This window comes from Streptomyces sp. NPDC104313 (genome assembly GCF_055583985.1).
Genome location: NZ_JBVJMW010000012.1, coordinates 35,688 through 56,869, shown reverse-complemented (window position 1 = coordinate 56,869; position 21,182 = coordinate 35,688). Strand labels below are relative to the sequence as shown.

Here is a 21,182-nt window from a genome sequence, read left to right as displayed (position 1 = left end):
GACCATGGAGGCATGGGAAGGCGTGCAATGCTCGATGGACAGCTTGCCTCTGTCACCATCGACGCACTCTGAGTGACGGGACTCACGCGTTCCGGCGCTCGACGCTCCTCCCGAACTCCACGAAGGGCACCGGACATGGGTCCCCATCCTGCGGTCGCGGCGATACGCCTGGCGGTCCGCCGCGTACTCCACGACGTACTGACCGAATTCCACCGGCACGCCGACCACGACCGGCCCGCCGACGCGGCGAGGCGCCCCGCGCGCGCCGCCCGCTCCCGCTACGCCGAGGCCGGCGCCGCGGGCAGGGCCGCTCTCCCCGACCGGCCCGCACTCCCCGACCGGCCCGACACCCCGCTCGTCCTCGTCGCCTGCTCCGGCGGCGCCGACTCCATGGCGCTCGCCTCAGCCCTCGCGTTCGAGGCCCGCAAACTCTCCGTCCGGGCCGGCGGCATCACCGTCGACCACAACCTTCAGCCGGGATCCGGTCTCCGCGCCGTCGAGGTCGTCACCCGGCTCACCGCCATGGACCTCGACCCCGTCGAGGCCCTCGCCGTGCACGTCGGACGCGAGGGCGGCCCCGAGGCCGCCGCCCGCGACGCCCGCTACGCCGCGCTGGACGCCGCCGTCGAACGCCACGGCGCCGCCGCCGTCCTGCTCGGCCACACCCGCGACGACCAGGCCGAGACGGTTCTCCTCGGCCTCGCCCGCGGCTCCGGCATCCGCTCGCTCTCCGGTATGGCCGCGGCCTCCGGACCGGCCGGACGCTACCGCCGCCCCTTCCTCCAGCTCGACCGGCAGACCGTCCGCAAGGCCTGCATGGTCCAGTCGCTGCCCGTCTGGGACGACCCGCACAACATCGACCCCGCCTACACCCGCTCCCGGCTCCGCCACGAAGGCCTGCCCGCCCTGGAGAAGGCGCTCGGCAAAGGCGTCGTCGAAGCCCTCGCCCGTACCGCCCAGCTCTCCCGCGACGACGCCGACGCCCTGGACACCTGGGCCGCCGAGGCAGAGCTGTCCGTTCGCGACGAGACCGGCCGTCTGGAGTGCGCCAAGCTCTACGTCCTGCCGCCCGCGGTACGCCGCCGGGTGCTGCGCCGCGCACTGATCGAGGCCGGGGCGCCCGCCGGCTCCCTCTTCGCCCGGCACCTCGAAGAAGTCGACCGTCTGATCACCGGCTGGCGCGGCCAGCGGGCCATCAACCTGCCCGGCCGCGTCGAGGCCGTACGGCAGAGTGGCAGACTGGTCATTCGGCAGAGCTGACGCGCAAGCGGCTGAAGTGCAGGCGAACAGCCGGCCCGGCCCGGGGCACTTTCCCGGGCCGGCAGGCAGAGAAAGAGACGTGGGTGAACGAGAAGGACATGGGTACCGACCTTCAGTCGGTGCTCCTCACCAAGGAAGAGATCGACGCGAAGCTCGTCGAGCTGGCCGCGAAGATCGACGCGGAGTACGCGGGCAGGGACCTGCTCATCGTCGGCGTCCTCAAGGGCGCGGTGATGGTCATGGCGGACCTGGCGCGCGCGCTGTCCACCCCCGTCACGATGGACTGGATGGCCGTCTCCTCGTACGGGGCCGGCACCCAGTCCTCCGGTGTCGTCCGGATCCTCAAGGACCTCGACACCGACATCAAGGGCAAGCACGTCCTGATCGTCGAGGACATCATCGACTCCGGTCTGACGCTGTCCTGGCTGCTGTCCAACCTGGGCTCCCGGGAACCGGCCTCGCTGGAGGTCTGCACCCTGCTGCGCAAGCCGGATGCCGCGAAGGTCGCGATCGATGTGAAGTGGATCGGTTTCGACATCCCCAACGAGTTCGTCGTCGGCTACGGGCTGGACTACGCGGAGAAGTACCGCAACCTGCCCTTCGTCGGCACACTCGCCCCGCACGTCTACGGCGGCTGACCCCGGCCGACCCGCCGGGGAACCCTCACCGCCCTCGGGCCGTTGAAGCTGCGAAAGCAGGTTTCTCCGTCGTACCCGGCAGTCGCGGGTGACGATGCTGGGGTACCGTCCGAAGAACAGTCTTTTCTCATAGCAGCTCTCACAGCAGCATTTACCTACGGGCAGGAGGGACGGGGCGTCTTCGCTCCGTATGGATGGACGTGAAGCGATACTTCCGTGGGCCCGTCATGTGGATCGTGCTGGCCGTCCTCGCCGTGGTCGTGTTGATGCAGGTCGTCGGCTCGTCCGGCGGCTACAAGACGGTGGACACCGGCAAGGTGATCCAGGCGATCAGCAAGGACCAGGTGGAGCAGGCCAAGCTGACCACCGGTGACGAACAAATCCTCAAGATCGAGCTGAAGAAGGGCCAGAAGCTCGCAGGCGAGTCCGGCAGCAAGTTCCAGGCGAGCTACATCGGCAACCAGGGCGTCGAGCTCGCCGACACGCTGCAGTCGAAGTTCGAGGCGGGTGACATCGACAAGGGTTACACCGTCTCGCCGTCGAAGCAGTCCCCGTTCGTCTCGATCCTCCTCTCGCTGCTGCCCTTCGTCCTCATCGTGGTCGTCTTCCTGTTTCTGATGAATCAGATGCAGGGCGGCGGTTCCAAGGTCATGCAGTTCGGCAAGTCCAAGGCCAAGCTGATCACCAAGGACACCCCCAAGACGACCTTCTCCGATGTGGCGGGATCCGACGAGGCGGTCGAAGAACTCCACGAGATCAAGGAGTTCCTCCAGGAGCCGGCGAAGTTCCAGGCCGTCGGCGCCAAGATCCCCAAGGGCGTCCTGCTCTACGGGCCGCCCGGTACGGGCAAGACGCTGCTCGCACGCGCCGTCGCCGGCGAAGCGGGCGTGCCGTTCTACTCGATCTCCGGGTCCGACTTCGTCGAGATGTTCGTCGGCGTCGGCGCCTCCCGAGTGCGTGACCTCTTCGAACAGGCCAAGGCGAACGCCCCGGCGATCGTCTTCGTCGACGAGATCGACGCCGTCGGCCGCCACCGCGGCGCCGGCATGGGCGGCGGTCACGACGAGCGCGAGCAGACGCTCAACCAACTGCTCGTCGAGATGGACGGGTTCGACGTGAAGGGCGGCGTCATCCTGATCGCCGCCACGAACCGCCCGGACATCCTCGACCCGGCGCTGCTGCGTCCGGGACGCTTCGACCGGCAGATCGCGGTCGACCGCCCGGACATGCAGGGACGCCTGGAGATCCTCAAGGTGCACCAGAAGGGCAAGCCCGTGGCGGAGGACGTCGACCTCGGCGCCGTCGCCCGACGCACGCCCGGCTTCACCGGCGCCGACCTGTCGAACGTGCTCAACGAGGCCGCGCTCCTGACGGCGCGCAGCAACAAGAAGCTCATCGACAACGAGAGCCTCGACGAGGCCATCGACCGCGTCGTGGCGGGCCCGCAGAAGCGGACCCGGATCATGTCCGAGAAGGAAAAGAAGATCACCGCGTACCACGAGGGCGGACACGCCCTGGTCGCGGCGGCCTCCCCCCAGTCGGACCCGGTCCACAAGATCACGATCCTCTCCCGCGGTCGCGCCCTCGGTTACACGATGGTGCTCCCGGAGGAGGACAAGTACTCCACGACCCGCAACGAGATGCTCGACCAGCTGGCGTACATGCTGGGCGGGCGTGCGGCCGAGGAGCTGGTCTTCCACGACCCGACCACCGGCGCTTCGAACGACATCGAGAAGGCCACGGCGACGGCCCGCGCGATGGTCACGCAGTACGGCATGACGGAGCGCCTCGGCGCGATCAAGTTCGGCAGCGACAACGCGGAGCCCTTCCTGGGCCGCGAGATGGGCCATCAGCGCGACTATTCGGAAGAGGTCGCGGCACTGGTCGACGAGGAGGTCAAGAAGCTCATCGAGACCGCCCACAACGACGCGTGGGAGATCCTCGTCGAGAACCGCGACATCCTCGACGCCCTGGTGCTCGAACTGCTGGAGAAGGAGACGCTGGGCAAGGACGAGATCGCGGAGATCTTCGCCCCGCTCGTCAGGCGTCCCGCCCGACCGGCATGGACCGGATCCGCCCGACGCACCCCGTCGACGCGGCCCCCGGTGCTCTCTCCCAAGGAGCTGGCCCTCACCAATGGCGCATCCATCGCCAACGGTTCGGCCACCCCGCCGGAGATCGCCCCGACGGACCTGACGAAGGACGTCGCCCCGTCCACCGAGGAGCGTCCCGAAAGCTAGTCCCGGACCGATGCCGGTGAGACCCCCGTCACGGGGGCCGAACCGGTCCCGGAATGGATGCCGCGCCCCCCAGGTTTTAGCCTGTGGGGGCGCGGCTTTCCGTATGCCTGCGAGGTCTGAGCGCGAACCCGCGCACGGGACAGCACAGAGGAACGAGGCACAGATGACCGACCCGGTGACGCTGGACGGCCAGAGTTCGATCGGCGAATTCGACGAGAAGCGGGCCGAGGCGGCCGTACGCGAGCTGCTGATCGCCGTCGGGGAGGACCCGGACCGCGAGGGCCTGCGAGAGACCCCGGGGCGGGTGGCGCGGGCGTACAAGGAGATACTGGCGGGCCTCCGCCAGGAGCCCGAGGATGTCCTGACCACCACGTTCGACCTTGGGCATGACGAGATGGTCCTGGTGAAGGACATCGAGATCATGTCTCTCTGCGAACACCACCTCCTGCCCTTCCACGGTGTCGCACACGTCGGCTACATCCCGGCCGACAGCGGCAAGATCACCGGCCTGTCGAAGCTGGCCCGGCTGGTGGACGTCTTCGCCCGCAGGCCCCAGGTGCAGGAGCGCCTCACCACACAGGTGGCGGACTCGCTCATGCGCATCCTGGAGGCGCGCGGCGCGATCGTGGTGATCGAGGCGGAGCACATGTGCATGTCGGTGCGGGGCATCCGCAAGCCGGGTGCGAAGACGACCACCTCGGCCGTGCGGGGGCAGCTGCGCGACGCCTCCACCCGCGCCGAGGCGATGAGCCTGATACTGGCCCGCTGAGGGGCGTCCGGCCCTGATCCGCCGGACCTCCTGCACTCCCTCGGCCCGCTCTGCCAGTGGTGCCCGATACGTTCCTCGGCCCGGGATGGTGAGCGGGCCGAGGAACGCGCGGCCGTGGCGGCCGTCACCGGTCACGTGGCGTTCATGGTGGCCGCCCGCCTCCCGCTGATCACCCCGGACGGTTGCGGCCTGCCGCGCCGAGGACGCCGCAGGCCGGACCGTCGCCTGGACCACGACCGCAGGCCCTGCCGCGAGCGGCTCAGGTCCCGGGTGGGACAAGCGACCGTGCGGCCCGTGCCGCGCCGGGCGAGCCGTTCACCCCGTACGGTCACCGGCTCGGGCCGCACCCGACCTTCCCTGTCAACGGGCGCCTGGTGCGGGAGGCGGGGCAGGGCGGGCCCGGACCGCCGCTCTAAGCGGCCGCCGCCCCCGTGCCGTCGTGGTCGTTGCCGGCCTCCGGGAGGCGGCAGACGCGTTCCAGGAAGAGCGCGGCCGCGATGACCGCGATGCCGGCCACCACCGCCGCGCCCGCGTAGATGGCCTGGTCGCGGCGGGGCGGGATGTCGAGATAGCTCAGGAGGAAGACGCCGATGCCGCCGTACATTCCGGCGATCAGGGCGGCGACCAGGGCGCTCGCCTGGCCGAAAACGACCGCACGGGCCGCGAAGAGGGGCTCGACGCCCTTGGCGCCGGGGCGGCGCTCGCGCTGGGCGCGGAGGCGGGTGCGGGTGGAGAGGGCGGTCGCGAGGAGGATCGCCGCGATCACGGCGAGCACGATCGACGCGGCCAGCGGGACGCCCGGCAGGGTGCCGAGGGAGTCCCAGAGGCGGGCCCCGCCCCAGGAGAGGACACCGGCGGCGGCGAAGAGGCCCGCCAGTACCCCGAGCCGTAGTTGCTTCACCGAGTGAGCCGCCCTTCGCGCCGCCTGTGCCCGGTCCGGCCGTGCGCCGGACCACCGTCCGTCGAGCCTAACGATTACTCCGGCAGGCGCAGTTCCAGGTCGGCGCGGGGCAGGACGCCGTCGCGGCCGATCTCGCCGAGGAGCTGGGCCACCGGGCCGGCACCGGGCAGCTGGGCCTCGGGGTCGATGTCGTGCCAGGGGGCGAGGACGAAGGCCCGCTCCTGGGCGCGCGGGTGGGGGAGCGTGAGCACCGGGTCGTCGGAGATGACGTCGGCGTACGCCACGATGTCGACGTCGATGGTGCGGGGACCCCAGCGCTCCTCGCGGACCCGGTCGAAGGCTTCCTCGACGGCCTGGCCGCGCTCCAGCAGGGAGGCGGGGGGCAGTGTCGTCTTCACGAGGATGACGGCGTTGAAGTACGAGGGCTGGGAATCCGCCTCGACGCCCCAGGGCTCCGTCTCGTAGACCGGGGAGACGGCCTTGACCCGGAGGCCCGGGGTGTCCTCCAGGGCGTCGACGGCCCCCTGGAGGGTCTCCAGCCGGTTGCCCAGGTTGGAGCCGAGGGAGATCACGGCCATCTTGGGGTTGGAGAGCGTGACGTCGGCGGCGTCCACCTGCCGGACGACGGCGGTCGGAACCGGTTGTACGGTCGGGTCGCTCTGCCCTTCGGTGGAAAACGCAGTCATGCTCGGCTCCGGGTGATGGTGATGGTCACGTCGTCGAAGGGGACGGTGATCGGTGCGTCCGGCTTGTGCACCACGACCTCGACCTCCTGGACGCCTTCGTGCTTCAGGCACTGCTGGGCGATGCGCTCGGCGAGCGTCTCGATCAGATCGACCGGTTCGCCGGTCACCACATCGACGACCTCCTCGGCCACCACGCCGTAGTGCACGGTGCGGGCCAGGTCGTCGGTGGCTGCCGCGGGGCGGGTGTCGAGGCCGAGCACCAGGTCGACGATGAAGGTCTGGCCCTCTTCCCGCTCCCGGGGGAAGACCCCGTGGTGCCCACGGGCCTTGAGGCCGCGCAGCGCGACACGATCCACGCGAATCACTCCTGCTGTCGTTGGTCGAGAGGCACCCGGCCGCGTGCGGGCGGCGAGGTGCCTTCCTTCGAATCTACCTGCGAGCACCGACCGTGCTCGCCCGTGGGGGCCAAGGGCAGCGCCGCACCGGGCTGGTAGCCGCCCATACCCCGGGGTCATCGGTTCCAATCCCTCCTGGTCCCGTACCCACTCAGGAGGGTGTTTCCTCGTCGTCGTCCTCATCGGATTCGGTCAGGACGGGCGACCCGTGGTGGGACCAGAGTTTCCAGCCGTCGGCGGTGCGCCGGAAGACGTTCGTGGCGACGACCAGCTGGCCCACGAGCGGGCCCAGCGCGTTGCCCTCCTCGGCCGGTCCGCCGCTGAGGATGTTCTCGGTGCAGGTGACCAGAGCGGTGTCGCCGGTCATCGCGATGTTGACGTCGGTGAGGAAGAACTGGATGTACTCGGTGTTCGCCATGATCAGGGCGTAGCTCCGCAGCACCTCGCCGCGGCCCGTGAGCACCGGCCAGCCGGGGTGGACACAGGAGACGGTGAGGTCCTCGCCCGGCAGCCACCGGGCGGAGAGCTCGTCGTGGTCGCCGCGTTCCAGCGCCTCGTAGAAGGCGGTGTTGGCCGCCTCGACCCCCGCGATGTCGGCGGCGGCCTGTGCGTGCTCCTCGTTCACGCGGCTCCCTCGACCGCGCGGGCGACGCGGACGGCGTCGGCGGTGGCCCGTACCTCGTGGACCCGGACCGCCCAGGCCCCGGCCGACGCGGACAGCGCGGAGACGGCCGCGGTCGCCGCGTCGCGTTCGCGGGCGGGCGGCGGGGCCGAGCCGGGCCCGGCCAGGACGTGCCCGAGGAAACGTTTGCGGGAGGCGGCCACCAGCAGCGGACGGCCCAGGGTGTGCAGGCCGGCCAGGTGCGCGACGAGCGACAGGTCGTGGGCGGCGTCCTTCGCGAAGCCGAGGCCGGGGTCGATCACGATGCGCTCGGGGGCGACGCCGCCCGCGATCACCGCGTCCATCCGCTGCCGCAGCTCGTCGAGGACCTCGGCGACCACGTCCTCGTACACCGCCCGGCTGTTCATCGACTCGCTGGAGCCGCGCCAGTGCATCACGACGAACGGGACCTCGGCGGCGGCGACGGCCGGGATCATGTCCGGGTCGGCCAGGCCGCCGCTGACGTCGTTGACCAGGGCGGCCCCGGCGGTGACGGCCTGCTCGGCGACGCGGGCGCGCATGGTGTCCACGGAGACGGTGACGCCCTCGGAGGCCAGTCCCCGCACGACCGGGACGACCCGGCGCAGTTCCTCGGCCTCGTCCACCCGGCTGGCGCCGGGACGGGTCGACTCACCGCCCACGTCCACCAGGTCCGCGCCCTCGGACACCAGGTGCAGACCGTGCTTGACCGCGGCGGTGGTGTCGAACCAGCGGCCGCCGTCGGAGAAGGAGTCGGGCGTCACGTTGACGACGCCCATGACCGCGCAGCGGTCCCACTCCGGCAGCCCTGTGACCGTGCCCCGCGTGCGTGTCGTACTCATACCGCCAGCCTAAGGGCTGTCCCGTAGTCCCTGGTGGATCAGAGCCCGGCGCCAGGTGCGGTGCATCGCGAGACGGAGGGGCGTGCGCACCCTGGATGTATTCGGGCGTTCCGGCAACGCGGCGGGGTGCCGTAGCTGTCGTCGTGCGCCCGCCGGGGATGACGGGGCAGCCCTTGGCCCGTCCCGTCGCCTGCCACGCCGCGCGTACCTCGTGCTCCTGGGCGCTTGGGTCGCGTGTGGCCGCACGGGCGTGGGCGGCGGGGGCGGAACGGGCGGGGCGGCGAGAGGTCCACGAAGCCTTCCGCCCGCATCCGGTCGGAGACAGCGCGGCGGATGGGGTCCAGTTCGGTGTCGCCGATGTCATGTGCCCGCCGGACCCGGGTCCCGTAGCCGTTGCGTTCGATGCGCTCGACCATCTGACGCACGTTCCGCATGGCCCGTCCGGCGAGGGAGAAATCCGCGACGTCCACCACCGCCCCGTCGCCCGGCTCCAGGGCGGTGAGTCCGGTCTCGCGGGTCCAGACCTGGCCGCCGCTCTCGCTGCAGCCCGTCACCGCGGGGGTCCAGGAGCGCGCCTGCGCCTCGTCCATGAAGCGTTCGATCGCGCCCGGCCAGGCCTCCACATCGCCGATGGGGTCGCCGTCGGCCACCATCACCCCGGAGACGACCCGGTAGCGGACGGCGGCCTTGCCGCTGGGGGAGAAGACGACGCCCTTGTCGCGGCGGAGCGCGAAGTGGCCGGGCGAGTCCCGGCCGCCGTGCCGCTCCAGCAGGGCCCGCAGCCGGCTCTCGTCCTCCTCGGTGAGGCGGGCGGCCGGGTGTCCGGGGCGGCAGGCGAGGTAGAGGGTGGTGAGGGCGGTGAGCAGGCCGAGCGCTCCCAGCGAGTAGGCCACGGTCCAGTCGGTGCGCCCGGCGTAGTCGACGGGCCCTCCGACGCCGAACAGGCCGTACAGCACGTGCTGGAGGCGGTCGGCGATGGCCGGGTCGCCGACGACCCGGCCGGGGTGGACGCTCACGATGATCAGCCCGAGCCCCAGCGAACCGGCCCCGAGCAGGACGAAGTTGGCGAGTGCGCGCCAGCGGCTGCGGGGGTCGGGCAGCGCCCGGAACTGGTCCCGGTGGCGCACCAGCAGCCAGCAGAGGGCCAGGGGGACGAGCACCCCGACGACCGAGTGGCGGTACGCGAACTGGGCCACGGCCCCCGCGGGCAGCAGGATCACCGCAGCGCGCCAGGCCCGCCGCTTGTGCCGCTTCAGCCCGTGCGCGAGCAGGAGCAGCAGCATGCCCGCGCTGAGCGAGAGCGCGGCGGCGAACGGGTCGAGCGTCCCGGGGAGCACCTCGGCGAGGGTGTGCGTCCGGCTGTGCCGGAAGCGGGGGAAGACCCCGGCGGCGACGTCGATCAGCCCGACGACGGTGCAGGCGCTGCCGACGAGCGCCGGTACGGATTCGGGGCGCGGCCCGTGGAGCAACCGGCGGACGCGCTGCGGAACCGACACCGAACCATCCCCATCTGGCGTGACAGACATCGCTTCCCGTGGCTTCGCGAGAGACTCCCGGAGTCCGCCGGCTGGAGCCCACGGACGATGTGCGCCCTCTAGGACGTGGGTTGTGGGGCGCGGGTTCACCCATATTCCGGAAATTTCCCGCATCAGGCCCCCGTAAGGACGTACGGAGGGAGCACGCTCATGGGGTCTCATCAGGGCAGTCGTTCCGGCGGTCGGCCGGGTGCCTCGGTCGGCGCGCGGACACCGCCCCCGGTCAGGTGGCCCGGGTGATCGTCGCGACCGACTCCACGGCGACCTCGGTGCGCGGCACGTCCTGGGCGTCCGCGTCGATGGAGCGGCGCAGCGCCTCGTGCAGCCGGGCGGGGGTCAGCACGCCGAGGAAGCGGCCCTCACTCTCCTTGTCGATGACGGCGATCCAGCCCGCGTCGTGCTGGAGCATGGTGGCGAAGGCCTGCTTGAGGGGCGCGCCGAGCGGAAGCCAGGCCTCCATCCGGCGGGCGTGTTCGCGGACGGTGCCCTTGGCGGTGGCCGATGCGCCGCCGGTCGCCGTGCCGGCCGTCGCGTCGGTGGGGATCCAGCCGTGGAGGTTGTCCCGGCCGTCCAGGACGACCGCCCAGCGCGAGCCCTGGGACCTGAGCCGTTCGGTGGCCGTGGCCAGCGGGTCGTCGAGGTGGACGACCGGCGGCTGGTCGAGGTCGCTCTCCTCGATGGGCGTCACCGAGAGCCGCTTGAGCCCGCGGTCCGCCCCGACGAAGTCGGCCACATACGGGGTCGCGGGGGCTCCGAGCACGGTGGCGGGGGAGTCGAACTGCTCGATGCGGCCCTGACCGTAGACGGCGATCCGGTCGCCGAGCCGGACGGCCTCCTCGATGTCGTGCGTGACGAACAGCACGGTCTTGCGCACCTGGGCCTGGAGTTTCAGGAATTCGTTCTGGAGGTGTTCGCGGACGACCGGATCGACCGCCCCGAAAGGCTCGTCCATCAGGAGAACGGGTGGATCGGCGGCCAGTGCGCGTGCCACGCCCACGCGTTGGCGCTGGCCGCCGGAAAGCTGTTCCGGATAGCGGCCGCCATAAACGGAGGGGTCGAGCCCGACGAGGTCGAGGAGTTCGGCGGCGCGCTCGCGTCCCTTTCCGCGCTTCCAGCCCAGCAGATGGGGAACGGTCGCGGTGTTCTCCAGCACCGTCCTGTGCGGGAAGAGTCCCACCTGCTGGATCACATAGCCGATTCGGCGGCGCAGCCGGACGGGATCGATGGTGGATATGTCGTCCCCGTCGAGGAATATCCCGCCCTCGGTCGGTTCGATCAGCCGGTTCACCATCTTCATGGTGGTCGTCTTGCCGCAACCGGAAGGTCCGACGAGCGTGACCAGTTCACCCTCGGCGACCTCGAAGGAAAGGTCGTCGACGGCGGTGGTGCCGTCGGCGTACCGCTTGGTGACGTGCTCGAAACGGATCATGGTTCCCCATTGTGGAGGGCGTTCCGTGAAGGGCATGTTGCCGGAATGCGACAGCCTCCGCGATTGTCAGTGGTCGAGGATAGGCTCGCCCATCACCAGGTCGTGCTCCGAAACACGCCCCGGTTCGATCCGGCGGAGACGCGGGGCGAGGGGATCCGGGGCGACGGGATCCGGGGCGACGGGATCCGGGACGACGAGGGAAAGCAGGAGGTGGGGAGCGGATGGCCGAGCAGAACTGCCTGGTGACGAACGACTGGGTCTGCGGGGAGTATCTGCGCTCCCGCAGCCAGGAGTTGACCGACGCGACCGTGCAGCACATCGGTATCACGGTGGTCTCGGTGCTGATCGGGCTCGCGGTCGCCTTTCCGCTTGCGCTGCTCGCCCGCCGGGGCCGGCGTTTCGCCGGGCCGGTGCTCGGGCTGACGACCGTGCTCTACACCGTGCCCTCGCTGGCCATGTTCTCGCTGCTGCTGCCCCTGTTCGGGCTGTCGGCCGCGCTCGTCGTCACGGGCCTGGTGCTCTATTCGCTGACCATCCTCGTACGCAACATCCTGGCCGGGCTCGAAGCGGTGCCCGAGGAGGCCCGGGACGCCGCCCGCGGTATGGGATACGGGCCGGCGCGGCTGCTGTGGGAGGTGGAGCTACCGCTGGCGCTGCCCGCGGTGATGGCGGGGCTGCGGATAGCCACCGTGTCGACGGTCGCGCTGACCACGGTCGGCTCGCTCGTCGGCAAGGGGGGCCTCGGCAATCTCATCGAGGACGCGCTGCCCAGCTTCTTCAAGGCCCAGGTGCTCGCCGCCTCGGTCCTGTGCGTGCTGCTCGCGGTGGCGGCGGACCTGCTGCTGCTCGGCCTCCAGCGGCTGCTGACGCCCTGGACCCGGATACCCGGGGCGTCCCGTACGGCCGGGACGCCAGGGACGGCCGGGGACAGGCGCACCGATCCGGGCGGACCGGCGGGCCTGCCCGCCCCGGCGAAGGCGGAGGCGGGCTGACCGTGGGAGTCATCGGCGATGCCTGGACCTGGCTGACGACCGGGGCCAACTGGTCGGGCGACGGCGGGGCCGCGCACCGGCTCGGCGAGCATCTGTACGTGAGCGGGGTCGCGCTCGCGGTGGCCTGCGCGACAGCCCTGCCGCTCGCCCTGTATCTGGGGCACATCCGCAGGGGTGGTGCGCTCGCGGTGAACATCTCCAACGTGGGGCGGGCCGTCCCGGTCTTCGCGGTGCTCGCCCTGTTCATGGTCACGCCCCTGCGTAATGCGGGGTATTGGCCCACGATCATCGCGCTGGTGCTGTTCGCGGTGCCGCCGCTGCTCACCAACGCCTACGTCGGCATGCGAGAGGTGGACCGGGCCGTGGTGGAGGCGGCGCGCGGCATGGGGATGTCGGGCGGGCAGCTCTTCGTCCGGGTCGAGCTGCCGCTCGCCTATCCGATGATCATGACCGGGCTGCGGTCCGCCGCCGTCCAGGTCGTGGCCACCGCGTCGATCGCCGCGATGGTGGGCCTCGGTGGTCTCGGCCGGATCATCACCGCCGGGTTCAACACCTACGACACCGCCCAGGTCTTCGCGGGCGCTGTCCTGGTAGCCGGCCTCGCCCTGCTGGTGGAAGGGGTGCTGGTGGGCTTGGACCGGTTGTTGTCACCCCTGCGCCGCCGTCGACCCGCGTGAGCGCAGGCCCTTCTTCCGCATCACCTACGTCCGCATCACCTTCTTCTTCCGCATCACCGTCTTCCGGATCACTTCCTCCGGATCACTTTCATCTGGTCACTTTTCTTCTGTTCGGACGGAGAACAACGCATATGAGCAGGACCTCGCGGATAGCTGGAGCGGTCGTCGGCATGGTGGCGCTGGCCGGGTCGCTCGCAGCCTGCGGCGGCGACAGCCTGGAGAAGGAGAAGGCCGGCCCGGGTGCCTCGGCCGGCGATGGGGAGAAGGGCTCCCTGGTCGTCGGCTCGGCCTCGTTCACCGAGTCCAAGGTGCTCGCCGAGCTGTACGCGCAGATCCTGGGCGACGCCGGATACAGCACCTCGATCACCACGGTGAAGAACCGTGAGCTTTACGAGCCCTCGCTGGAGAAGGGCGAGATCGACGTCGTACCGGAGTACGCCGCCACCATCGCCGAATTCCTCAACGCCAAGGTCAACGGAGCGAAGGAGGCCCAGGCCGAGCCTGTGGCCTCCGGGGACGCCGCCGCCACGGTGGCCGCTCTGGAGAAGCTCGCCGAGCCGCTGGGCCTCAAGGTCCTCCCGGCGGGGAAGGCCGTCGACCAGAACGCCTTCGCGGTCTCGAAGGAATTCGCCGAGAAGAACAACCTCACGACGCTTTCCGATCTGGGGAAGTCGAAGATCAAGGTCAAGATCGCGGCGGGCGACGAGTGCGAGGTGCGGCCGTTCTGCGCACCCGGTCTGAAGAAGACGTACGGCATCGACGTCACCGGTATCGACCCCAAGGGCGTCGGCACCCCGCAGTCCAAGCAGGCCGTCCGCGACGGCAAGGTCCAGCTGGTCCTGACGACCACTACGGACGCGGTGCTGGACGGCCTGGTGTTCCTGGAGGACGACAAGAAGCTTCAGAACGCGGACAACGTCCTTCCCGTTCTGAATGCCGCGGACGCGGGCGCGCCGGAGATCGCCGACGCCCTCGGCAAGCTCACTTCCACGCTCACCACGGAAGATCTCGCCGAGTTGAACCGGAAGGTCGACGCCGAGCGCGCCAAGCCGGCCGATGTGGCCAAGCGGTATCTGGAGTCGAAGGACCTGATCAAGAAGTAGCGCTCGATCACGGAGCAGCAGCGCTCGATCACGGAGAAAAGAGCCGGGTGGAGCGCCTTTGGGGGGCCGCGAGGTAACCGGCGGGGAACAGATTGCCGGGCGGCCCCCCAAGCGGTCCGTGCACACGGTAAATTTCAGGCCATGCCACGTGGACGCCACCGCCATTCGCCGCCCCTCCACAGAATCCTGCCCCCCTCCGTGGTGGCGGGAGTCTCGGTCGTCGGTGCCGCCGGCGCCTGGCTCCTGGCCGAACCCCTGGTCCTGCGGGGCCTGGTGGCCGCCGTGGCCGCCGCCGCCGTCACCGGCGCGTATCTGATGCGCAGCTGGGACCGGGCTGCGGGGCTGCGGGTCGCCGAGCTGACCCGGGCCCGCGCCAGTGACGCATGGCGGGCCGAGGAGCGGATAGCCGAGCTGGAGCAGGATCTGGAGGAGTCGCGCGAGCTGCGCACCCGTCTGGAGACCAAGCTCCGCCGCAAACGTGTCGAGCTCGCGGGACTGCGCGGGGAGCACGCCGGACTGCTGCGCCGCTACGCCAACGCCGAGACCGAGCGGGCCAGCGCGCTGGAGGGCCGCAGGCAGCTCGCCATCGAGGCCGCGGCCCCCAAGGAGCTGCTGCCCGCGCGGTCCACGCCGACCCCCGAGTCGTACCGGCGCGCGGACGAGGCCCTGATGAACCTCACGCGCAACGCGGCGCTCCAGGAGACCCGTCGGACGGTGGAGGCGGTCCGGCGGCGGCAGGCGGCCGTCGACGACCGGCACCGGGACACCGAGGCGGAGAGCCCGCGGGGGAAGCACGCGGCGGCCCTCGGGATGGGCGAGCACCGGGACCACCAGCACCGCCGCCCCGCCACCCCCCTGCCCGCCCCCGCGCTCCCGAGCGTGAAGGCCCCGGCCGCCATGACGCCGGTGCCCGTGCCGCGCGCGATTCCGGCCGCCTCGGCCGTCGTCCCGCACGCCGCGCGCCGCCACCTGGCCCCCCAGGGCAACTTCGACTTCTTCGGTGCCGAGAACGCCGAGAAGGCTCAGAACGCCGAAAACGCTCAGAATGCTGAGAACGCCGAGAAGGCGAACGCCGTGATCGAGTCCGTGCAGAACGAGGACCTCGCGGACGTCGTCGGCGAGGAGGCGCTCGCCGCCCACCGCACGGGAGCCGTCGACAACCGGGCCGTCGGCAAGGTCATCGACCTCACCGCGCACGACGAGACGGAGCAGATCGAGGTGGCGGAGCTGCGCGGCGCGGCTTCCTGAGGGGGCGCGGCTTCCTGAGGGGGCGCGGTCTCCTGAGGGGGCGCGGTCTCCTGCGAGAAAGCCCCAGGCCCCTTGCCTGTCGGTCTACTTGTCGATGTCGCCGACGACGAAGAACAGCGAGCCCAGGATCGCCACCATGTCGGCGACCAGGGTGCCCGGCAGCAGCTCGGTGAGCGCCTGGATGTTGTTGAACGAGGCGGAGCGAAGCTTCAGCCGGTAGGGCGTCTTCTCGCCCTTGGACACCAGGTAGTAGCCGTTGACGCCGAGTGGGTTCTCCGTCCAGGCGTAGGTGTGGCCCTCGGGCGCCTTGAGCACCTTGGGCAGCCGCTGGTTGATCGGCCCCGGCGCCAGGTGGGCCATCCGGTCCAGGCAGGCGTCCGCCAGGTCCAGGGAGTTGAGTGTCTGCTCCAGCAGGCACTCGAAGCGGGCCAGACAGTCGCCCTCGGCCCGGGTGACGACCCTCAGGGCGTCCTGGAGCTCCCCGTACGCGAGATACGGCTCGTCGCGCCGCAGGTCGAAGTCGACGCCCGAGGCGCGCGCGATCGGCCCCGACACCCCGTACGCGTGCACCGCGGCGGCGGACAGCACGCCCACGTCGCGCGTACGGCCCCGGAAGATCTCGTTGCCGAGGACGAGGTTCTCGTACACGTCCATGCGGGAGCGGACGGAGGCGACGGCGTCACGGACCCGGCCTGCCCAGCCCGCCGGGACGTCCTCCTTGAGCCCGCCGACCCGGTTGAACATGTAGTGCATCCGCCCGCCGGAGACCTCCTCCATCACCGCCTGGAGCTCCTCGCGCTCCCGGAAGGCGTGGAAGACCGGGGTGATGCCGCCGAGTTCGAGGGGGTAGGAGCCGAGGAACATCAGGTGGTTGAGGACCCGGTTCAGCTCGGCGAGCAGCGTCCGCGTCCACACCGCGCGCTCGGGGACCTCCATACCGAGCATCCGCTCGACGGCCATCACCACGCCCAGCTCGTTCGAGAACGCGGAGAGCCAGTCATGGCGGTTGGCGAGCATGATGATCTGCCGGTAGTCGCGTGCCTCGAAGAGCTTCTCCGCGCCCCGGTGCATATAGCCGATGACCGGCTCGGCGTGCCGCACGCGCTCGCCGTCCAGCACGATCCGCAGCCGGAGGACCCCGTGCGTCGAGGGGTGCTGGGGACCGATGTTCAGCACCATGTCGGTGCTCTCCGCCGCTCCGCCGATGCCGATCGTCGTCTCCGTCATGCGGGCCAGTATTCCCTGACGCCGCCCCCTGACGCCGACCCGCGGCAGGGGTCACCCGCGATCCGGCCGCACCGGCCCCACCCGGTGCAGCAGCCAGCCGAAGTCGCCGAGACCGCCGCGGGCCGTCAGCTCCGCCGCCTCGCCCGCGGCCGCCAGCGCCCGTACATAGCCTGTGGGATCGGTCGCGGCCAGGCTCAGCGGCGGCCGGTCGCCGCCGACGCCCAGCCGGTGCAGCACCGCCCGCTGGTCGGTCAGCTCGGCGTTCGCGTGCCCGGCCGCCGCCGCGCAGGCGTCCAGCGCCACGTGGGCGGTCAGGTCGCAGGAGCCGTCCGGCACCGGACGCACCTCGCGCCCGCCCCGGAAGCCGGTCAGCGTCCCGAAGGGCGGCCGGGCGCCCCGTACATGGGCGTAGTCCACCGCCACCGCGAGACCGGCGGCGAGGGAGCCGGCCGCTCGTGCCCAGGCCGCGTCCCGGGGACGGCCGATCTCCGCCCGCTCGCCCGGCGCGGTCAGCGGCCACCAGCGCTCCAGCCACGCCGCGTCCGCCCCGCTCACCGGAGTGCCGAGGCGCTCCGCGCCGTCCGAGGTCCGCACCTGGACGTACCGGGGGACGCCGTCCGCGTCCGCCTCCGCCACCTCGGCCGGAACGTTGTCCAGCCACTCGTTGGCGAACAGCAGCCCGGTGACCCCCGCGGGAGGTTCGGCGCACCACTCGATCCGGGGGTCCAGGCCCGGGGGCCGGTCCGCGATCTCGACGGCGTACGGGGTCACGTCCGGTCCTTCCGGCAGTGCGGCCAGCGCGGCCAGCACCCCGGTCAGCAGTTCGCCCCGCCCCGCCCCGACGTCGACCAGCGCGACGGTGCGGGTGTCCAGCTCCCGGGCGATTCCGGTCAGCAGCCGGGCCACCGCCGCCGCGAAGAGGGGCGAGGCGTGGACCGATGTGCGGAAGTGGCCCGCCGGTCCCTCCGGGCTCCGCAGCGGGCTGCGATAAAAGCCCCCATCTCCGTACAGAGCGGCCTGAGCCGCCTCCCGCCACCCGCGCCACTCGTCCATCACGTAGGCAAGTCTCCACCTTGGGGAGTACGGTCCCAGGACCCGGATCGGCCCTCCGGTTGACCCGGGCACCGATCCGCTGTCCTTACGCTGGGCTACGTGCAACGCCTTTACGCTTTCATCCGCAGCCACCCGACGGGCGTCGACGTCTTCTGGGCCGTCTTCCTCCTCGGGCTCTCCGGCGTGTCGATGGCGTCGGGCATGTACGACGCGGGGCGCGAGGAGATCGTCGCCGTTCCGGTGGTGCTGGGGCTCTCCGCGGTGGTGGCGCTGCGCCGCAGAGCCCCGGAGAAGATGCTGCTGCTCGCCATCCTGGTGGGCGTCGTGCAACTGGTGTTCGACGTCCGGCCCGGCATCGGGAACTTCGCGATGCTGGTGATCACCTACACCGTCGCCACGGTCGGGGAGCGCTGGGCGTCCCGGCTCGCCCTGGTCTGCAGCCTGAGCGCGGCGACCCTGTCCCAGCTGCGGTGGGAGGCCCAGCCCGGCTCGTCCTGGCCTCAGGCGATTTTCGTGACGATCATCATGACCGTGCCGTTCGTGCTGGCCTGGGTGCTCGGGGACTCGCTGCGGACCCGGCGGGCCTACTTCGACCAGCTGGAGGAGCGTGCCGCCCGCCTGGAGCGGGAACGCGAGGCGCAGTCGAAGGTCGCGGTCGCCGCCGAGCGGGCCCGGATCGCCCGCGAGCTGCACGACGTCGTCGCGCACAACGTGTCCGTGATGGTCGTCCAGGCCGACGGCGCCGCCTATGTCATGGACGCCGCTCCCGACCAGGCCCGTCAGGCCCTGGAGACCATCTCCAGCACCGGCCGCCAGGCGCTCGCGGAGATGCGGCGGCTGCTCGGGGTGCTGCGGACCGGTGACGCCCCGGAGAGCGGGGAGTACGTCCCCCAGCCCGATGTGGAGCAGATCGAGGACCTGGTCGCGCAGGTGCGGCAGACCGGCCTGGTGGTCGACTTCAAGGTGGAGGGCACGCCCCGCCCACTGCCCAGCGGCGTGGAGCTGACCGCGTACCGCGTCGTCCAGGAGGCCCTGACGAACACCCGCAAGCACGGCGGACCCGACGCCGGGGCCAGCGTCCGGCTGGTCTACTTCGACGACGGCCTCGGACTGCTGATCGAGGACGACGGCCGGGGCGCGGCGCACGAGCTGTACGCGGACGGCGGCGCGGACGGCGCCGGGCACGGGATGATCGGGATGCGGGAGCGGGTCGGCATGGTCGGCGGCACCCTGGACGCGGGGCCCCGGCCCGGCGGCGGATTCCGGATCAGCGCCCTGCTGCCGCTCAAGCCCCCGGGCTGACCCGGCGGCCACGCCCCTTCGACCCCGCCGCCGCCCCCCTTCCACGACCGAACCAGGACAGGACACGATCCCCATGACCACGGCCATCCGCGTGATGCTCGTCGACGACCAGGTGCTGCTGCGGACCGGTTTCCGGATGGTGCTCGCCGCCCAGCCCGACATGGAGGTCGTGGCCGAGGCCGGGGACGGGGCGGAGGCGATCGAGATCCTGCGGTCCACCGCTGTCGACGTGGTGCTGATGGACGTCCGTATGCCCCGGTTGGACGGCGTCGAGGCGACCCGCCGCATCTGCGCGCAGCAGGACCCGCCGAAGGTCCTCATCCTGACCACCTTCGACCTTGACGAGTACGCCTTCTCCGGGCTGAAGGCGGGGGCCAGCGGCTTCATGCTCAAGGACGTGCCGCCCGCCGAGCTGCTCGCCGCGATCCGTTCGGTGCACAGCGGAGACGCGGTCGTCGCCCCGTCCACCACCCGCCGGCTGCTCGACCGCTTCTCGCCGATGCTGCCCAGCGGTGACAAGGAGCCGAAGAACAAGCACATCGGCAAGCTCACCGGGCGGGAACGGGAAGTCATGCTCCTGGTCGCCCAGGGACTGTCGAACGGGGAGATCGCGGCCCGGCTCGTGCTCTCCGAGGCCACGGTCAAGACGCACGTCGGCCGCATCCTCACCAAGCTGAACCTCCGCGACCGGGTCCAGGTCGTCGTCCTCGCCTACGAGACCGGCCTGGTCCGGGCCGGCGGCGGCGCGGGCTGAGGACGGGACCGGCCGCGGGCACGCTGCTGTGGACCGACGGACCGTTCGGGGGCGGGCAGGACGCGGACGGCGTACGAGCCGCACCGGCGGCCCCCGGCAGCATGGTCCGCGACCCCGGGCACATCGGCTTCGGGCTGTACCGGACCCGTCCAGGTCCGCCGCAGCCACCGGCTCAGCGCAGGACGCCCTCCAGGAAGTCGCTGCCGAGCCGGGCGACGACCGTCAGGTCCAGCTGGTGCAGGACGTAGCGGCCGCGGCGGCGCGTCGTGACCAGACCGGCCTTCTTGAGCATGGACAGATGGCGGGAGACCTCGGGTGAGGTGATGCCGTTGGAGTCGGCCAGCTCGCCGGTGGTGTAGGGGGAGCGGGCCAGGTTGCGGCAGAGCCGCATCCGCATCGGGTGGGCCAGCGCCTCCAGACGCAGCTGGAGCAGTTCCACGGAGGCGGGCGCCGGCAGGTCGGGCAGGTGGACCGGGTAGTGGATCACCGGCCGCCAGCCCGGGGCGTGCAGCACCATCAGATGCGGCCAGCCGAAGCTGGTCGGGATGAGCGTCAGGCCCCGGCCGACGCCCGGGTCGACGGCGGTGGTCCGGCCCTCGGACAGCTTGTCGATGCTGATCCGGCCCGCGTCCTCCTCCAGTGTCACGGCGGCCGACACCGCCCCGACCGCGTCGGCCAGGCCCTTGCGCCGCAGCAGCTCCGTCTTGTGCCGGGCGTCGGCGACCAGCTGGACCGAGACCCGGCGCCAGGTGTCGGCGAAGAACGCCTGGTCGCAGTCCTCGAAGAGCCGCCGGATCCAGCCGCGTACGGAGGCGGGGTCGGCCAGCAGCCGCCGGGTGAACTCCATCTGCTGCGGGCCACGCGCCGCCGCCAGGTCCAGGGCGCGGCCCCGCATCCCGGCGTCGTCCAGGGGTGACGGCGACCCGGCCCCGTAGTGACTGGCGCAGGTGAACTCCAGGGCCGCGGCGACGAACCGCTCGTCGTCCAGTCGCTCCAGCAGGTCCAGGTCCTCGGCAAGGGTCGCCCCGGTCGTGCCCTCGCCGCCCCGGATCCCGGAGAACGGCATGAACACGTCGGAGAAGGTGTTCCGCCAGAGGAACTCCGCCTCCAGCAGCCGGTCCGCGAGATCGGGCTCCAGGGCCGTCGAGGTCGCGGTGGCCCAGCCGTGCAGCCCCGGATGGTGTCCGGGCTCGGAGAGCGCGTGCAGGGCGAGGCCCAGCTCGGCCAGGGGAGAGGTCGCGAATACGATGCGGTCGGCGGGCAGGCCCGCGATGTCTATGTGCACGCTCACCCCTCCATAGTGCGGGTACGCGGGCGGGCCGTCGTCCCGTTTGACGGGGGCCGTCAATCAACGCGACGGCACCGCCGTGACCTGCGCAGGCTGTCCGTATGGACGCCATCCAGCAGCACCTGCTCGACACCTACCGCGCGGCCCGGCTGTCGGAACCCGCGCCCCCGCCGCCGGGCCGGCACGACCGCTCCGTCCTGCGC

Annotated in this window: 20 protein-coding genes; 10 read left to right on the top strand and 10 right to left on the bottom strand. The window is 71.5% G+C overall.

Going from position 1 to position 21,182, the window contains the following annotated elements; translation table 11 throughout:
- Positions 1-135 precede the first annotated feature (135 nt).
- The 4 genes from tilS (at position 136) to folE (ending at position 4,907) form a co-directional block, all read left to right on the top strand.
- On the top strand, positions 136-1,260 hold the full coding sequence (gene tilS, locus ACZ60Q_RS25635) for a tRNA lysidine(34) synthetase TilS (protein ID WP_469639039.1): 1,125 nt from the start codon (positions 136-138) through the stop codon (positions 1,258-1,260).
- A 98-nt stretch (positions 1,261-1,358) separates the two neighbouring features.
- Positions 1,359-1,898, top strand: coding sequence for a hypoxanthine phosphoribosyltransferase (gene hpt / locus ACZ60Q_RS25630; protein ID WP_069756216.1), 540 nt, complete (start codon positions 1,359-1,361; stop codon positions 1,896-1,898).
- 194 nt (positions 1,899-2,092) lie between these two features.
- Positions 2,093-4,138, top strand: coding sequence for an ATP-dependent zinc metalloprotease FtsH (ftsH, locus tag ACZ60Q_RS25625; RefSeq protein ID WP_469639036.1), 2,046 nt, complete (start codon positions 2,093-2,095; stop codon positions 4,136-4,138).
- Between the two features lie 163 nt (positions 4,139-4,301).
- A complete protein-coding gene (gene folE, locus ACZ60Q_RS25620; RefSeq protein ID WP_469639033.1) occupies positions 4,302-4,907 on the top strand; it encodes a GTP cyclohydrolase I FolE in 606 nt (201 codons plus the stop codon).
- 412 nt (positions 4,908-5,319) lie between these two features.
- Here the strand turns inward: folE and ACZ60Q_RS25615 are convergent, their stop codons facing one another.
- From ACZ60Q_RS25615 to ACZ60Q_RS25585, 7 genes are all read right to left on the bottom strand, one after another.
- A complete protein-coding gene (locus tag ACZ60Q_RS25615; protein WP_469639030.1) occupies positions 5,320-5,808 on the bottom strand; it encodes a DUF3180 domain-containing protein in 489 nt (162 codons plus the stop codon).
- A 74-nt stretch (positions 5,809-5,882) separates the two neighbouring features.
- Complete coding sequence (gene folK, locus ACZ60Q_RS25610) at positions 5,883-6,494, bottom strand: 2-amino-4-hydroxy-6-hydroxymethyldihydropteridine diphosphokinase (RefSeq protein ID WP_469639027.1); 612 nt, start codon at positions 6,492-6,494, stop codon at positions 5,883-5,885.
- Entirely contained in the window at positions 6,491-6,850 is a 360-nt protein-coding gene (gene folB / locus ACZ60Q_RS25605; protein ID WP_003968268.1) for a dihydroneopterin aldolase, read from the bottom strand. The genes folK and folB overlap by 4 nt, the downstream gene beginning before the upstream one ends.
- Positions 6,851-7,040: 190 nt before the next feature.
- A complete protein-coding gene (locus tag ACZ60Q_RS25600; RefSeq protein WP_469639023.1) occupies positions 7,041-7,514 on the bottom strand; it encodes a nuclear transport factor 2 family protein in 474 nt (157 codons plus the stop codon).
- Positions 7,511-8,371, bottom strand: coding sequence for a dihydropteroate synthase (gene folP, locus ACZ60Q_RS25595; protein ID WP_469639020.1), 861 nt, complete (start codon positions 8,369-8,371; stop codon positions 7,511-7,513). Before folP ends, ACZ60Q_RS25600 begins: the two co-directional genes overlap by 4 nt.
- Before the next feature lie 38 nt (positions 8,372-8,409).
- Complete coding sequence (locus ACZ60Q_RS25590) at positions 8,410-9,897, bottom strand: phosphatidylglycerol lysyltransferase domain-containing protein (protein ID WP_469639017.1); 1,488 nt, start codon at positions 9,895-9,897, stop codon at positions 8,410-8,412.
- Between the two features lie 232 nt (positions 9,898-10,129).
- Positions 10,130-11,335 carry an ABC transporter ATP-binding protein gene (locus ACZ60Q_RS25585; protein ID WP_469639014.1) on the bottom strand — a complete coding sequence of 402 codons (1,206 nt, stop codon included), beginning with the start codon at positions 11,333-11,335 and terminating at the stop codon, positions 10,130-10,132.
- A gap of 221 nt (positions 11,336-11,556) precedes the next feature.
- Between ACZ60Q_RS25585 and ACZ60Q_RS25580 the strand changes: the two genes are divergently transcribed.
- From ACZ60Q_RS25580 to ACZ60Q_RS25565, 4 genes are all read left to right on the top strand, one after another.
- Entirely contained in the window at positions 11,557-12,327 is a 771-nt protein-coding gene (locus ACZ60Q_RS25580) for an ABC transporter permease (protein ID WP_469639011.1), read from the top strand.
- A 2-nt stretch (positions 12,328-12,329) separates the two neighbouring features.
- Positions 12,330-13,004 carry an ABC transporter permease gene (locus tag ACZ60Q_RS25575; RefSeq protein WP_469639008.1) on the top strand — a complete coding sequence of 225 codons (675 nt, stop codon included), beginning with the start codon at positions 12,330-12,332 and terminating at the stop codon, positions 13,002-13,004.
- A 131-nt stretch (positions 13,005-13,135) separates the two neighbouring features.
- Positions 13,136-14,107: an ABC transporter substrate-binding protein gene (locus tag ACZ60Q_RS25570; protein ID WP_469639005.1), complete on the top strand. Its 972-nt coding sequence runs from the start codon at positions 13,136-13,138 to the stop codon at positions 14,105-14,107.
- Positions 14,108-14,248: 141 nt separating this feature from the next.
- Complete coding sequence (locus ACZ60Q_RS25565) at positions 14,249-15,355, top strand: hypothetical protein (RefSeq protein WP_469639003.1); 1,107 nt, start codon at positions 14,249-14,251, stop codon at positions 15,353-15,355.
- Between the two features lie 84 nt (positions 15,356-15,439).
- Here the strand turns inward: ACZ60Q_RS25565 and ACZ60Q_RS25560 are convergent, their stop codons facing one another.
- On the bottom strand, positions 15,440-16,582 hold the full coding sequence (locus ACZ60Q_RS25560; RefSeq protein ID WP_469639000.1) for an NADH-quinone oxidoreductase subunit D: 1,143 nt from the start codon (positions 16,580-16,582) through the stop codon (positions 15,440-15,442).
- 51 nt (positions 16,583-16,633) lie between these two features.
- Complete coding sequence (locus tag ACZ60Q_RS25555; RefSeq protein ID WP_469638997.1) at positions 16,634-17,638, bottom strand: SAM-dependent methyltransferase; 1,005 nt, start codon at positions 17,636-17,638, stop codon at positions 16,634-16,636.
- A 96-nt stretch (positions 17,639-17,734) separates the two neighbouring features.
- Between ACZ60Q_RS25555 and ACZ60Q_RS25550 the strand changes: the two genes are divergently transcribed.
- Both ACZ60Q_RS25550 and ACZ60Q_RS25545 read left to right on the top strand, forming a co-directional pair.
- The gene (locus tag ACZ60Q_RS25550) at positions 17,735-18,937 is read left to right on the top strand and encodes a sensor histidine kinase (RefSeq protein ID WP_469638994.1); all 1,203 of its coding nucleotides are present in this window, start codon (positions 17,735-17,737) and stop codon (positions 18,935-18,937) included.
- Between the two features lie 73 nt (positions 18,938-19,010).
- Complete coding sequence (locus ACZ60Q_RS25545; protein WP_469638991.1) at positions 19,011-19,691, top strand: response regulator transcription factor; 681 nt, start codon at positions 19,011-19,013, stop codon at positions 19,689-19,691.
- Positions 19,692-19,863: 172 nt separating this feature from the next.
- On the opposite strand, the gene ACZ60Q_RS25540 is transcribed toward ACZ60Q_RS25545, so the two are convergent.
- Positions 19,864-20,976 (bottom strand): DUF5937 family protein, encoded by a 1,113-nt coding sequence (locus tag ACZ60Q_RS25540; RefSeq protein WP_469639545.1) that lies wholly within the window; start codon positions 20,974-20,976, stop codon positions 19,864-19,866.
- Positions 20,977-21,182 lie beyond the last annotated feature (206 nt).